The organism is Pseudomonas sp. LB-090624, from assembly GCF_003205205.1.
Taxonomy (GTDB): domain Bacteria; phylum Pseudomonadota; class Gammaproteobacteria; order Pseudomonadales; family Pseudomonadaceae; genus Aquipseudomonas.
Window position 1 is genome coordinate 46,567 of record NZ_QJRL01000008.1, and the last position, 13,590, is coordinate 60,156.

General features: G+C 60.7%; 14 protein-coding genes and 4 tRNA genes. 4 read left to right on the forward strand and 14 right to left on the reverse strand.

Annotation, left to right across the window (positions count from 1 at the left end):
* Positions 1–6: 6 nt before the first annotated feature.
* Positions 7–750 carry an acetoacetyl-CoA reductase gene (gene phbB, locus DMX11_RS10575; protein WP_110744493.1) on the reverse strand — a complete coding sequence of 248 codons (744 nt, stop codon included), beginning with the start codon at positions 748–750 and terminating at the stop codon, positions 7–9.
* 315 nt (positions 751–1,065) lie between these two features.
* Here phbB and DMX11_RS10580 point away from each other — a divergent pair, with 315 nt between their 5' ends.
* Complete coding sequence (locus DMX11_RS10580; RefSeq protein WP_256590591.1) at positions 1,066–1,968, forward strand: GntR family transcriptional regulator; 903 nt, start codon at positions 1,066–1,068, stop codon at positions 1,966–1,968.
* A 29-nt stretch (positions 1,969–1,997) separates the two neighbouring features.
* Here the strand turns inward: DMX11_RS10580 and DMX11_RS10585 are convergent, their stop codons facing one another.
* A complete protein-coding gene (locus DMX11_RS10585; RefSeq protein WP_110744495.1) occupies positions 1,998–2,456 on the reverse strand; it encodes an Lrp/AsnC family transcriptional regulator in 459 nt (152 codons plus the stop codon).
* 134 nt (positions 2,457–2,590) lie between these two features.
* On the opposite strand from DMX11_RS10585, the gene DMX11_RS10590 reads away from it, so the two are divergent.
* From DMX11_RS10590 to DMX11_RS10600, 3 genes are read left to right on the forward strand one after another with little or no spacing between them, the layout of a single operon-like run.
* Positions 2,591–3,214, forward strand: a complete 624-nt coding sequence (locus DMX11_RS10590; RefSeq protein ID WP_110744496.1) for a LysE family translocator — start codon at positions 2,591–2,593, stop codon at positions 3,212–3,214.
* 8 nt (positions 3,215–3,222) lie between these two features.
* On the forward strand, positions 3,223–4,056 hold the full coding sequence (panB, locus tag DMX11_RS10595; protein ID WP_110744497.1) for a 3-methyl-2-oxobutanoate hydroxymethyltransferase: 834 nt from the start codon (positions 3,223–3,225) through the stop codon (positions 4,054–4,056).
* Positions 4,057–4,070: 14 nt separating this feature from the next.
* Positions 4,071–4,562, forward strand: coding sequence for a MaoC family dehydratase (locus DMX11_RS10600; RefSeq protein ID WP_110744498.1), 492 nt, complete (start codon positions 4,071–4,073; stop codon positions 4,560–4,562).
* Here DMX11_RS10600 and DMX11_RS10605 read toward each other — a convergent pair.
* The 12 genes from DMX11_RS10605 to accD form a co-directional block, all read right to left on the reverse strand.
* Entirely contained in the window at positions 4,557–5,360 is an 804-nt protein-coding gene (locus DMX11_RS10605; protein ID WP_110744499.1) for a DUF2242 domain-containing protein, read from the reverse strand. The genes DMX11_RS10600 and DMX11_RS10605 overlap by 6 nt on opposite strands.
* Before the next feature lie 200 nt (positions 5,361–5,560).
* Positions 5,561–5,637: transfer RNA gene (locus DMX11_RS10610), tRNA-Asp, on the reverse strand.
* A 141-nt stretch (positions 5,638–5,778) separates the two neighbouring features.
* Positions 5,779–5,855, reverse strand: a tRNA-Asp gene (locus DMX11_RS10615).
* Positions 5,856–5,954: 99 nt separating this feature from the next.
* A tRNA-Asp gene (locus DMX11_RS10620) sits at positions 5,955–6,031 on the reverse strand.
* Between the two features lie 66 nt (positions 6,032–6,097).
* Positions 6,098–6,173, reverse strand: a tRNA-Val gene (locus tag DMX11_RS10625).
* A 219-nt stretch (positions 6,174–6,392) separates the two neighbouring features.
* The gene (locus tag DMX11_RS10630) at positions 6,393–7,166 is read right to left on the reverse strand and encodes an SDR family oxidoreductase (protein ID WP_110744500.1); all 774 of its coding nucleotides are present in this window, start codon (positions 7,164–7,166) and stop codon (positions 6,393–6,395) included.
* The gene (locus DMX11_RS10635; protein ID WP_110744501.1) at positions 7,163–8,374 is read right to left on the reverse strand and encodes an O-succinylhomoserine sulfhydrylase; all 1,212 of its coding nucleotides are present in this window, start codon (positions 8,372–8,374) and stop codon (positions 7,163–7,165) included. The genes DMX11_RS10630 and DMX11_RS10635 overlap by 4 nt, the downstream gene beginning before the upstream one ends.
* Positions 8,375–8,390: 16 nt before the next feature.
* On the reverse strand, positions 8,391–9,896 hold the full coding sequence (gene purF / locus DMX11_RS10640) for an amidophosphoribosyltransferase (protein WP_110744502.1): 1,506 nt from the start codon (positions 9,894–9,896) through the stop codon (positions 8,391–8,393).
* Positions 9,897–9,938: 42 nt separating this feature from the next.
* Positions 9,939–10,496, reverse strand: coding sequence for a CvpA family protein (locus DMX11_RS10645; RefSeq protein ID WP_110744503.1), 558 nt, complete (start codon positions 10,494–10,496; stop codon positions 9,939–9,941).
* A gap of 244 nt (positions 10,497–10,740) precedes the next feature.
* Positions 10,741–11,391, reverse strand: a complete 651-nt coding sequence (locus tag DMX11_RS10650) for an SPOR domain-containing protein (protein WP_110744504.1) — start codon at positions 11,389–11,391, stop codon at positions 10,741–10,743.
* Positions 11,375–12,682, reverse strand: a complete 1,308-nt coding sequence (gene folC / locus DMX11_RS10655) for a bifunctional tetrahydrofolate synthase/dihydrofolate synthase (protein WP_110744505.1) — start codon at positions 12,680–12,682, stop codon at positions 11,375–11,377. The genes DMX11_RS10650 and folC overlap by 17 nt, the downstream gene beginning before the upstream one ends.
* The gene (gene accD / locus DMX11_RS10660; protein ID WP_110744506.1) at positions 12,682–13,575 is read right to left on the reverse strand and encodes an acetyl-CoA carboxylase, carboxyltransferase subunit beta; all 894 of its coding nucleotides are present in this window, start codon (positions 13,573–13,575) and stop codon (positions 12,682–12,684) included. Before accD ends, folC begins: the two co-directional genes overlap by 1 nt.
* Positions 13,576–13,590: the final 15 nt, after the last annotated feature.

Here is a 13,590-nt window from a genome sequence, read left to right on the forward strand (position 1 = left end):
GAACCGTCAGCTCATGTGCAAGCCGCCATTGACCGAGAAGTCAGCTCCGTTTGCGTACCCTGACTCTTCGGATGCCAGCCAGCCACAAATGGCTGCAATTTCTTCGGGAGTGCCAAGCCGCCGTGCAGGAATGTCGTGGATCAAGCGATCCATCATGGCGGTACTGGTCACGGACTTGAGCTTGGGAGTGGAAATAAAGCCTGGCGATACCGTATTCACGGTCACGCCCCGCGACCCTACTTCACGGGCCAAGGCGCGGGTAAAGCCGCGGATGGCTGATTTGGCGGTGGAATAATTGACTTGGCCGACCTGGCCGATCTGCGCGTTCACCGATGAAATGTTGATCACTCGGCCCCATCCCCGGGAGGCCATGTCATCGATAACCTGCTTGGTCACGTTGAACAGCGAATTGAGGTTGGTATCAATGACAGTTGCCCAATCCCCGGGCTGCATGTCGCGAAATACCACATTGCAGGCTGTGCCGGCATTGTTGACCAGCACATCGATAGGACCGACTTCTTTCTTGATACGGTCAAAGGTGGCAGTGCAAGAGTCCCAGTCAGCGACGTTGCCTTCAGAGGCAATGAAGTCGAACCCCTTTCGATGCTGCTCGGCAAGCCAATCAGCTTTATGCGGCGAAGAGGGTCCACAGCCGACCACTACGGTAAAACCGTCACGATAAAGACGCTGGCAAATAGCAGTACCTAAGCCGCCCATGCCGGCCGTGACGTAAGCGATGCGTTTGGACATAAACCTTACTCCTTTTGTGTTTTTTGTAGGGAGCAGCTAGCGAGAAAAACACGCCTGATATTGGACTTCATTGATCAGGAATACAATCCTGAGCAATTGTACAGGCAACCCACGTGATTAGAGCCCCTGAACGGCGAACCTGCGGACAGGCCTCTGCCACTCTGCTACTGCATTTTGGAAATTGCAAGTGCAATATCACATCCGGGTTGCCTGCATCGAATGACTGTTACGCTCCGCAACCTTCAGCTATACGATATAGTGAGCATCGACCTCACCCAGCCGGGCAGCTATCGCTGGATACGCACCTTGACCACCTTGACCTCTCCGATCCGTAAAGACCTTGCCAACCAGTTGGCACCCAAGATCCTGGATATGGCTCGCGCACGCTCGATGCGAGCCGGTGATCCGCTTAGAGAAGAAGCTTTCGCAAAGGAATTGGGCGTTTCCCGATCCCCCATCCGTCGTGGTTTTGCGCTTCTTGAAGAGCTGGGACTGGCCGTCAAAGAGCCTAACCGAGGGTTTTTCCTGACCTGCGATGCACGCAGTGTCGATACCGGAAAACTGCCATTGGAGGTTGATTCTTTCGAAGACTTCTACCTGCGGGTAGTCGACGACGTGTTGGCGGGCGACATCGGAGCATCCTTCTTCGAAGCTGAGCTGATGCGCAAGTACGCTGTACCGCGGGGTCAGATCATTAAAGTTCTCAACCGGCTGGCTCGGGAGGGCATGATCGAACGGAACCCTGGCCAGGGCTGGAGCATCAATGCTTTTCTCCACGACTCCGAAGCGCACATACAGAGCTACCGATTTCGCATGGCTGTTGAACCGGCTGCCCTCCTCGAACCTGGCTATGTGGTAGACAAAGCCGCTTTCGCTAAAGCACGCAAGACACAGCAAACGCTGCTGGAAGGCGAGATTTTTACGCTGTCTCGTTCGCAACTGTTCCAGATCGGCGCGCAGTTGCATGAACTGATCGTGCGGTGTTCGGGCAATCCGTTCTTCCTTGAATCCATCCGCCGGCAAAACCAGCTGCGCCGCTTCATGGCTTATAAGTCCAACGTCGACAGACCGCGGTTGATTCAACAATGCCGCGAGCACATCGAATTGCTGGACCTGATTGAGTCTGGCCAACGCGAACAGGCTGCCGAATTCCTTCGCTCGCACTTGGATCATGTGAGCCGCTTGAAAGCTGCCCATGAGGCCAAAGGTGTGAAGTAGCGTACGGGGAGACCAGCGACGCCCTCTCCTCACGCCCCCAAAGGCAGGGGGCGGTCGGTGATCACATGCTTCATCACCAACGTTGACGTCAGCCTCTGAACATTCGGCAGCCTGGAGAGCTCTTCATCATAGAGCTCTCGAAAAGCAGGCAGATCAGCTGTTACTACCATCAGCAGGTAGTCGGGATCACCGAATAAGCGTTGTGCCTGAATGATGGATGGAATACCTGGCAACGCCCTTTCAAAGTCAGCCACTGCCTGGTGGTGCCCCTCTCGCAATGTCACAAATACAAGTGAGGAGAAATTCAGGCCGAGGGCAGTCGCGCACAGATGAGCCCGGTATCCGGTGATGACACCTCCCTCCTCTAGCGCGCGGACACGACGATGGCACGGCGAGAGGCTCAATCCTACTCTCTCGGCCAGCTCAGTCAGCGACTGGCGCCCATCGCGCTGTAGCTCAGCAAGAATCTTCTTGTCTATCCGGTCCACTCAGAAAAACCTCCCACGCTTAATCCAGTATTCGACTCACTTTGAAAGATAATACCACCCGATTTTACTTATCCTTCTATCGCAGCAGACCCAGCCTGTGGCCTGCTCATTTTCACTCTGAAGGAAAATTGATCGTGAGTTTGTCCGTTCTGGCAGCGTTTTGGGCTGTTTCATTTCTCTTCGTCATCACACCAGGAGTTGATTGGGCTTATGCAATATCTGCAGGCTTGCGCGGCCGAGTTGTTATACCAGCGGTAGCCGGAATGCTGTCAGGGCACCTTCTGGCGACCGTCATCGTGGCCGCAGGTGTCGGTGGATTGCTTGTTCGAGTGCCATTCGCACTGTCGGCGCTTACACTGATGGGTGCCGGCTATCTGCTGTGGCTTGGCTTGAATATGTTGCTTAAACCCGCTGCTCGAGTTCAAGAAGCAGAATCCAATGAAGGCAACTGGATGGCTTGGGCACTCAAGGGACTGTGTGTGAGCGGCATGAACCCCAAAGTCGTTCTGCTCTTTCTCGCACTGCTACCCCAGTTCACCAATCCGCTGGGCAACTGGCCCGTTTCGATCCAGATTCTGGCACTGGGGATGGTCCATGCCCTCAGTTGCGGCGTCGTGTACCTCACTGTGGGTTACGGCGCTCGTGCCGTGCTTGGAACGCGTCCAAGCGCTGCCATCATGGTCAGTCGCTTTTCGGGAGCAGCAATGATAGTGATCGCCGTGGTGCTTGCAGCCGAACGAATCATCACCCTATCGTGAGCAATAAAATGCCTGATCAATCCAATGCACCCTACGCTACCCGTCGATCACGACGGGTCCGAATTCCTCATCTCCGTGAAATGAAGGAACGGGGGGAAAAATGGGCGATGTTGACCGCCTACGATATGTTAACCGCGTCGATTTTTGAGGCGGCAGGCATCCCGGTGCTTCTGGTCGGCGACTCTGCAGCCAATAATGTGTACGGCTATGACTCCACTCTTTCAGTGACCATTGATGAGTTGTTGCCATTGGTGCGAGCCGTCTCAAAGAGCTGCGAGCGAGCATTGGTCATTGCTGATTTGCCATTTGGCTCATACCAAGGCACCCCAGAGCAGTGCTTCAACACAGCCGTTCGCTTCATGAAGGAAGGTGGCGCCCATGCCGTGAAACTGGAGGGCGGCATCGAGATGCTGCCTCAGGTGCAGAAGCTGGTCAGTTCGGGAATCCCCGTGATGGCTCACATCGGCTTCACCCCTCAGGCCGAACATCACCTTGGCGGCTATCGCGTACAAGGCAAAGGTCAGGACGCTCTAAGGCTCCTTGAAGCGGCCAAAGCATTCGAGCAAGCAGGTGCTTTCGCCTTACTGATCGAGATGGTGCCTGGTGCCTTGGCGACCGAAATTAGTCAGGCTGTCTCTATTCCCACAGTGGGAATTGGAGCAGGCAATGGTTGCGATGCACAGGTTTTGGTCTGGCAGGATATGGCAGGCCTGCGGAGCACCCCACTACCTCGGTTCGTCAAGCAATACGCCAACATGCGTCAGGTTTTGATCGATGCTGCGCAGGCGTTTGCCGAAGATGTAGCGGGGGGGAATTTCCCTGGCCCAGCGCACACTTTCTGAAAAAGGGGTGAGTCATGAGCGAAATACGTCGCAAGGCGGTTGAAGGCCTTCAGGTAGGGGATACCTTCAGCATAAAACGCACCTTCACCCATGCCGAAGTTGCAAGCTTCGAACAAATATCAAGGGATCAAAACCCCATACATTCCCATCCTGACTATGCCAAAGCCAGAGGCTTTAAAGGAACGATCGCTCACGGTTTATTGACAGCCAGTTTAGTAACCGAGATTGGAGGTCAGCTCGGCTGGCTAGCCGCGTCAATGAGCTTTGGATTCAAGCGCCCTGTTTATCCAGGAGAAGCGTTGACCTGCGAGTGGAGGATCCTCAGCATTGACGAAAGCGGTCGGGCTGAGGCAGATATTAAGGTGCAGAACCAAGGTGGAGAACTCGTTATGACTGCACGAACAACTGGGGTCGTGCCAAACGAGGTCGAACGGGCGATGCTCCGATCGATACTTGACGAGCAGATTCCGGTTACACCTTCCGCCACACCCAGGCGCCCATCATAAATCGGGCGACGCGGCCTCGGCGGGCTGGGTATCCTGCTGCACCTGGATCGGTGCAGCCTCCACCGGCGGAGCCACTGGTTGCGACCCTTGGCTGTCATCCACCACCGGCGCCGCCACTGCCTCACTGCTCGGAGCAGCCGCCGCAGGCGCAGGCGCGACCTCAACCGGCGGTGCCAACGGCTTCGCCGCGGCCTGTTCCGGCAAACCCAGGTCAACCGCTGGCTTTTCAACCTTGGGTACCTCGGCTTGGGCCTTGGGCTGCTTCGGTTTTGGCTTGGGCAGGTAGCTCTCCACCAAGGCAAAGTAGCGATCATAGAACTGCGCCGCCGTCACCGTCTCACTGGCCACCTTGACCATCGAATCGTCACTGGAACCAATCGGCATCGACACCGAACCGAGCACACCCACACCGAGGCTGGCGGAGGTGTTGGACTTCTTCAACGCGTAGCGATCCTGAAGGGCGTTGGCGAACATGGTCGAGCGCTGGTCGTCGCTGACATCCGGCGCACAGGTAACGTTGAAGCTGATCTGCAGGTGGTTCTCGCTGTTCTGCTGGAAGCTCTTGTTGCCCACCACCTGGTTGGCGCCGCTGCTGGTGATGATGTAACCCTGGCTGAGCAAAGCGCGCCGTGCGGCCTCGCACGAACCGGCATCGCTCACCGGGAAGCTGCGCGAGAAGGTGCCCGAGTCATCGAAATTCTCGTGCTCGTAGACGGCAGCTTTTTTTGAGGAACAACCGGTCACGCCCGCCAGCACCAGGGCCAGCCCGAGCGCACCAAAGACGGAAGATCTGGTCATTGCGAATTCCGGGTATGTCGAGAAGGTGCCTATTGTGCAACACAGCAGGCAGGCACTGGAACCACTGGTCGGTGAAGAACCTGTCAACTTGGTGTAAATGTGGGTAAAGGCAGGCAATGGCCAGGCACCACAACGAAAAAAGCGACCCGAAGGTCGCTTTGACGTTGCTCCAAGGCGTTCATGGGGCCTTGAGGCGAAGATGGCGCAGCGGACGGGACTCGAACCCGCGACCCCCGGCGTGACAGGCCGGTATTCTAACCGACTGAACTACCGCTGCGTATCATTCAGGCTTGCGCCCGATTGAAACCTGGGTCTACCCTTCCGGCGCGATGGCCTCAGGGCAGGCACAAAAAAAGCGATGACGTGATCGCTTCTCTTGTGTTTGCTTCAAGGTGTTCTAGGGACCTTGAAACGAAGATGGCGCAGCGGACGGGACTCGAACCCGCGACCCCCGGCGTGACAGGCCGGTATTCTAACCGACTGAACTACCGCTGCGTATCGTTCAGGCTTGCGCCCGATTGAAACTGGGATCAGCCAAAGGCGTTAACCTTGTGGCCTCAGACCGGTGCCAGGCACCCATCTGTTACTGAAAAATGGCGCAGCGGACGGGACTCGAACCCGCGACCCCCGGCGTGACAGGCCGGTATTCTAACCGACTGAACTACCGCTGCGCAGTGCGTTCCTCTCTGGCTTGAGGCTTTTTGCAAAACCTGAAGCGGCAGGAACATCTCAGGAAGTGGTGGGTGATGACGGGATCGAACCGCCGACCCTCTGCTTGTAAGGCAGATGCTCTCCCGGCTGAGCTAATCACCCTCGCGATGTTGCTTGTTGCGTTTGCTTCGCTGAGGCCGCGAAATCTACGCAGGTGGTGAAGCTAAGTCAATAGCCCCATTGAATTTTTTTCAAAAAGACAACGTGATGTGATTGCCTGCGCCGGCCTCTTCGCGGATAACCCCGCTCCCAAAGTTGGGCATTTGCCTTGGCAGGAACAGGTTTACCTGCGAAGAGTCCGCCACAGATCAGATAAGGTGCTCAGGTGTAGATCATCTTGCGGGTCATGCCGCCATCGACCACGAACTCCTGGCCGGTGACGAAGGCTGCTTGGCGCGACAGCAGCCAGGCCACCATGGCAGCCACATCCTCCACCGTGCCTACCCTCCCCGTCGGGTGCTGGGCATGCTCGGCTTCGGTCAGTGGCTCGGCACGACGCTGCGACGGGTCGCGGGCGTCGATCCAGCCCGGGCTCACCGCATTGACGCGGATCTCCGGGCCAAGGCTCATGGCCAAGGCATGGGTCAAGGCCACCAGCCCGCCTTTGCTCGCCGCGTAAGCCTCGGTGTCCGGCTCGGACTGGCGCGCCCGGGTAGAGGTCAGGTTGACGATCGCCCCGTTGTGCGCACGCAGGTAAGGCGCACAGTGCTTGGCCAGCAACATCGGGCCGTTGAGGTTGACCGCCAGTACCCGGTTCCACTGCACCAGGCTCAGGCTTTCCAGCGTCTGGTTGTGCGGGTTCGCGATTGCCGCGTTGCACACCAGCGCATCCAGCCGGCCAAACTGCCCGAGCACTTCGGACACCCCGGCGCTGACCTGAGCCTCATCGGCAACGTCCATGGTGATGAACCAGGCGTTGTCACCGAGGGCCTTGGCCACCTTGGCGCCGCGCTGGCGATCAAGGTCGCTGAGCACCACCTGCCAGCCTTCACAGATCAACCATGCGGCAATACCCAGGCCGATGCCGCGCGCGGCACCGGTTACCAGGGCTACCCGGCCATTGTGGCCCGGGGGGCTGCCGCTGATTTCGATCACAGTGCTGCCAGACCGCGCGCCAGGTCCGCCTGCAGGTCGGCCACGTCTTCCAGGCCCACGGCAACGCGGATCAAGCTGTCGCGGATACCCGCGGCGGCACGCTCCTGCGGCGACAGGCGGCCGTGGGAGGTGGTGGCCGGGTGGGCGATGGTCGTCTTGCTGTCACCCAGGTTGGTAGTGATGGAAATCACCCGGGTGGCATCGATGAAGCGCCAGGCGCCCTCTTTGCCGCCCTTCACCTCAAAGCTGACCACCGCACCAAAGCCACTCATCTGGCGTTTGGCCAGTTCGTGCTGCGGGTGGCTTGGCAGGCCGGCGTAGTGCACCTTCTCCACGCCGTCCTGCTGCTCCAGCCACTCAGCCAGGGCCTGGGCGCTTTCACAGTGTGCACGCATGCGCAGGCGCAGAGTTTCGAGGCCCTTGGTGAAGATCCAGGCGTTGAACGGGCTGAGGGTCGGGCCTGCGGTGCGCAGGAAGCCCACCACTTCTTTCATCTGCTCGGCACGGCCGGCAACCACGCCGCCCATGCAACGGCCCTGGCCGTCGATGAACTTGGTGGCCGAGTGGAACACGATGTCGGCCCCCAGTTTCAGCGGCTGCTGCAGTGCCGGGGTGCTGAAGCAGTTGTCCACCACCAGCATGGCACCGTTGGCATGGGCGATCTCGCTGAGGGCGGTGATATCGACCAGCTCGGCCAGCGGGTTGGACGGTGACTCGACGATCAGCAGCTTGGTATTGGCCTTGATGGCCTGTTCCCAGCCAGCCAGGTCGACCAGGGGCACATAGTCCACCTGCAGCCCAAAACGCTTGAAGTACTTCTCGAACAGGCTGATGGTCGAACCGAACACGCTCTGCGATACCAGCACATGGTCACCCGCGCTGCAGAGCGACATGACCACGGCGAGGATTGCCGCCATGCCGGTGGACGTGCCCACGGCCTGTTCGGCCCCTTCCATGGCCGCCAGGCGTTCCTCGAAGGCACGCACAGAGGGGTTGGTGTAGCGCGAATAGACGTTGCCCGGCGTTTCACCGGCAAAGCGCGCAGCGGCGTCGGCCGCCGTGCGGAACACATAGCTCGAGGTCAGGAACAGCGCTTCGCTGTGCTCACCCTCTGGTGTACGGTTTTGACCGGCGCGCACCGCCAGGGTGTCGAAACCGACACCCTCGAGGTCGCTGTCCAGTCGACCGGCATCCCATTGATCCGTCATGCCGTCGCTCCCTGAATCAGTTGTTGTAGAGGTCGATGATCGCGCTGACGGCCTGGTTCTTGACCTTGGCCAGGTCATTACGGGCCTGCTCGATACGGTCGAGGTAGGCTTCGTCGATATCGCCGGTGACGTACTCACCGTTGAACACGGCGCAATCGAAGTGCTCGATCTTGATTTTGCCGCCCCCGACCGAGTCGATCAGGTCTGGCAGGTCCTGATAGACCAGCCAGTCGGCGCCGATCAACTCGGCCACCTGTTCGGTGGTACGGTTGTGGGCGATCAGTTCGTGAACACTCGGCATGTCGATGCCGTAGACGTTGGGGTAGCGTACTGCCGGGGCTGCGGAGCAGAAGTAGACGTTCTTGGCGCCAGCTTCGCGGGCCATCTGGATGATCTGCTTGCAGGTGGTGCCGCGCACGATCGAGTCGTCCACCAGCATCACGTTCTTGCCGCGGAATTCCAGCTCGATGGCGTTGAGCTTCTGGCGTACCGATTTCTTCCGCGCGGCCTGGCCAGGCATGATGAAGGTCCGGCCGATGTAGCGGTTCTTGACGAAGCCTTCGCGGAACTTCACGCCCAGGCGGTTGGCCAGTTCCAGCGCGGCGGTGCGGCTGGTATCCGGGATCGGGATGACCACGTCGATATCGTGCTCGGGGCGCTCGCGCATGATCTTGTCGGCGAGTTTTTCACCCATGCGCAGACGGGCCTTGTACACCGAGATACCGTCGATGATCGAGTCCGGACGGGCCAGGTAGACGTGTTCGAAGATGCATGGCTGCAGCGTCGGGGCTTCGGCACACTGCTTGGTGAACAGCTGGCCTTCTTCGGTGATGTACACCGCTTCGCCCGGTGCCAGGTCGCGGATCAGGGTGAAGCCGAGTACGTCCAGGGCCACGCTTTCCGAGGCGATCATGTACTCAACGCCTTCGTCGGTGTGACGCTGGCCGAACACCACTGGGCGGATACCGTGGGGGTCACGGAAGCCGACGATGCCATACCCGGTGATCATCGCCACCACGGCGTAACCACCCACACAGCGGCTGTGCACATGGGAAACGGCGGCGAACACGTCTTCTTCGGTCGGCTGCAGCTTGCCGCGTACCGCCAGCTCATGGGCGAATACGTTCAGCAGCACTTCCGAGTCGGAGTTGGTGTTGACGTGGCGCAGATCGGACTCGTAGATCTCCTTGGCCAACTGCTCGACGTTGGTCAGGTTGCCGTTGTGCGCCAGGGTGATGCCATACGGCGAGTTGACGTAGAACGGCTGGGCCTCGGCCGATGTGGAACTGCCCGCAGTCGGGTAGCGCACGTGGCCGATGCCGATGCTGCCGACCAGGCGTTGCATGTGGCGCTGCTGGAAGACATCGCGCACCAGGCCATTATCCTTGCGCAGGAACAACCGGCCGTCATGGCTGGTCACGATACCGGCAGCGTCCTGGCCGCGGTGCTGGAGGACCGTAAGCGCGTCATACAGCGCCTGATTGACGTTCGACTTACCGACGATACCGACGATGCCACACATGCGACGCAACCCCTACTTTGACAAAACTTGAGTGAATAGCGCTCAGGGCTTTGCTGGCCCGAGCAACTGTTCCTTGAACGGAAGATCAGCCGGAGCGCTGATCAGCCCACCGGGCGACCACTGGCCGGTGAAACCCAGGATCAGGTTTTTCGACCAGTCGGCGACCAGGAGAAACTGTGGTATCAGGCGAGATTCCTGCCACCAGGTGTCTTGTTGAACCGGCCCCAGGCTGATCAGGCCTATGGCCACCACTACCAGCAAGGCCCCGCGCGCGGCACCGAAGGCCATGCCCAGGAAACGATCGGTGCCGGACAGCCCGGTCACACGGATCAGCTCGCCGACAAGGAAGTTGACCATGGCCCCCACCAGCAAGGTGGCGACGAATAGAATGGCGCAGCCCGCGATGATGCGCATCGATGGGGTCTGGATATAGCTCTCAAGATACACCGAGAGTGAACCGCCGAACATCCAGGCAACCGCACCGGCAATGATCCAGATGAGCAAGGACAAGGCTTCCTTGACGAAGCCGCGCTTGAGACTGATCAGTGTGGAGACGGCGATGATCGCGATGATCGCCCAATCAACCAAGGTAAATGCCACGGTGCTGCCTGCAGACGTTTGAGGCGGCGCATTTTACCAGAGCGGCAGGGGCTTGGGTAAGCGGAATGTCAGCTGGTTTTGCGTTTGGTTCATCGCCGGCAAGCCAGCTGCCACGGGGATCGCGCAAGCGTTGGGATTCCGGGCATGGCCGCTGTGCTTTCAGGGTTTGCACAGGGCCTGGGGCCAATGCGCCCCAGGCAGGCGTCGGTGTGCCGGCGATGGGCGGCAAAGCCGCCCAGCTTGATCAGCTGCGCTCGGGCTGGAAGCGCACCACAAAGCCCTTGAGGCTGTTCTGGCGGTTGATCGCGTCACGCACGCGCTCGGCCTCGGCGCGTTCGATCAACGGCCCCACATACACCCGGTTCATGCCACCTGCCGAACGGATATAGGCGTTGTAACCCTGGGTCCGCAGGGTCTGCTGCAGTTTTTCGGCACCGGCGCGGTTGGACAGGCTGGCCAACTGGATCGACCAGCTGACTGGCAAACCATTGACGTCGATCTTCGATGGTGCGGCCGGGGCTGGCGTTGCAGCGGGCTTGGCCTCGACCTTGGGCGCAGGAGCAGGCGCTTGCGGCTTGGCCGGCTGGGCCTGCGCCTGGGTCTGCGGCGACGGTGCAATCGGCTGGCTGGGCACGCTGGCCGGGGTAGTCGACTCGTTGACCACAACCGGTGCCTGCTGGGGCTCTTCCGGAATGGCCTGCGGCTCCGGCACAGCAACCGGCTCCACCTTCACTTCCGGCAGGCTGGGCATGGCCGGTGCCTGCGGGGCGTCGACGCGCACCTGGCGCATCTCGTCCTCGCGGGTGAACAGCATCGGCAGGAAAATCACCGCCAGCGCCACCAGCACCAGCGCACCCACCATGCGCTGTTTCATCCCTTTATCCAGCACTGCCATCTACTCCACCCTCCTGGGCGTGCCGCTCCAGCCATTCCAGCGCCTGGGCGACACAGAAAAACGAACCGAACAGCAGGATCTGGTCATCCGCCGTCGCCTGCGCACATTGCCCCTCAAGGGCGGCGCCGACACTGGCATAAGACTTCACCGCCGCGCCGAGGTTCGTCAAGGCTGCGGCCAGTTCTGCAGCCGGGCGGCTACGCGGGGTATCCAGCGGCGCCACCGCCCAGTCGTCGACCAGCTCCTGCAGCGGCGCCACAACGCCGTCGAGGTCCTTGTCGGCGAGCAGGCCGAATACCGCCAGGCGGCGCCCCTTCGGCGGTCGGGCAGCCAGGCGCCGGGCCAGATACTCGGCGGCATGCGGGTTGTGCCCGACATCCAGCAGCAGTTCTACCGGCTTGCCATGCCAGCTCAGCTGGCGGCGGTCGAGGCGCCCGGTAATGCGGGTATCCAGCAACGCCTGGCGTACCTGCGCGGCATCCCACGGCAGGCCCATCAACAGGTAGGCCTGCAGGGCCAGCGTGGCGTTTTCCATGGGCAAGTCGAGCAGTGGCAGGCCATGAAGCGCTACCGGCGCACCATCCGCCGCCGTACCGCGCCAGCTCCAGCCGCCCTCGGTGCGGACCAGATCGAAGTCACGCCCACGCAGGAACAGCGGCGCGCCCAGCTCGGCGGCCTTGTCCAGCAACGGTTGTGGCGGATCGAGGTCGCCGCACAGGGCCGGTTTGCCCTGGCGGAAGATCCCGGCCTTTTCGAAGGCTACCAGCTCGCGGGTATCGCCCAGGTAATCGACATGGTCGACGCCGATGCTGGTCACCAGGGCCAGGTCGGCATCCACCACGTTCACGGTGTCCAGGCGGCCACCAAGGCCTACTTCCAGCACTACGGCGTCCAGCTGTGACTGGTAGAACAACCAGAACGCGGCCAGCGTGCCCATCTCGAAGTAGGTCAGGGAAATATCGCCCCGCGCCGCCTCGACGGCAGCGAAGGCTTGGCAAAGGCGCTCATCACTGGCCTCCTGGCCATCGATCAGCACCCGCTCGTTGTAACGCAACAGGTGCGGCGAGCTGTAAACGCCGACCTTGAGCCCCTGGGCGCGCAGCAACGAGGCCACAAAGGCGCAGGTCGAACCCTTGCCATTGGTGCCGGTAACGGTGACCACGCGCGGCGCCAGCTTGCCCAGCGCCAGGCGGGCAAGCACCTTCTGCGACCGCTCCAGGCCCATGTCGATAGCCGAGGGGTGCAACTGCTCGAGGTAGGCGAGCCATTCGCCCAGGGATCGTTGTTTCATCACGCGACGGCAGCCGCCTCACGCGCTTGCTCCGGAGTGTCCTGGCCGGTCATCTGCGCCAGCAGGCGGGCCAGGCGCGGGCGCAGTTCGCCACGGGAGATGATCAAGTCGATGGCGCCGTGCTCCAGCAGGAATTCGCTGCGCTGGAAGCCTTCAGGCAGCTTCTCGCGGACGGTCTGCTCGATCACCCGCGGGCCGGCGAAGCCGATCAGGGCTTTGGGCTCACCGACGATGACGTCGCCGAGCATGGCCAAGCTGGCGGAAACACCGCCATACACCGGGTCGGTCAGCACCGAGATGAACGGGATGCCTTCTTCGCGCAGGCGCGCCAGCACAGCCGAGGTCTTGGCCATCTGCATCAGCGAGATCAGCGCTTCCTGCATGCGCGCACCGCCCGAGGCGGAGAAGCAGACCATCGGGCAGCGGTGCTCCAGGGCGTAGTTGGCCGCGCGTACGAAGCGCTCGCCGACGATGGCACCCATGGAGCCGCCCATGAACGAGAATTCGAAGGCGCTGACCACGATTGGCATGCCCATCAGGGTGCCGCTCATGGAAATCAGCGCGTCTTTTTCGCCGGTCTGCTTCTGCGCGCCAACCAGGCGATCCTTGTACTTCTTGCCGTCACGGAATTTCAGGCGGTCGACCGGCTCGAGGTCGGCGCCCAGCTCGGCACGGCCTTCGGCGTCGAGGAAGATGTCGATGCGCGCACGTGCGCCGATGCGCATGTGGTGGTTGCACTTGGGGCAGACATCCAGGGTTTTTTCCAGCTCCGGACGATACAGCACGGCCTCGCAGGACGGGCACTTGTGCCACAGGCCCTCAGGCACCGAGCTCTTCTTCACCTCGGAACGCATGATCGAAGGGATCAGTTTGTCGACTAACCAGTTGCTCATGCTTTCTTTCTCCAG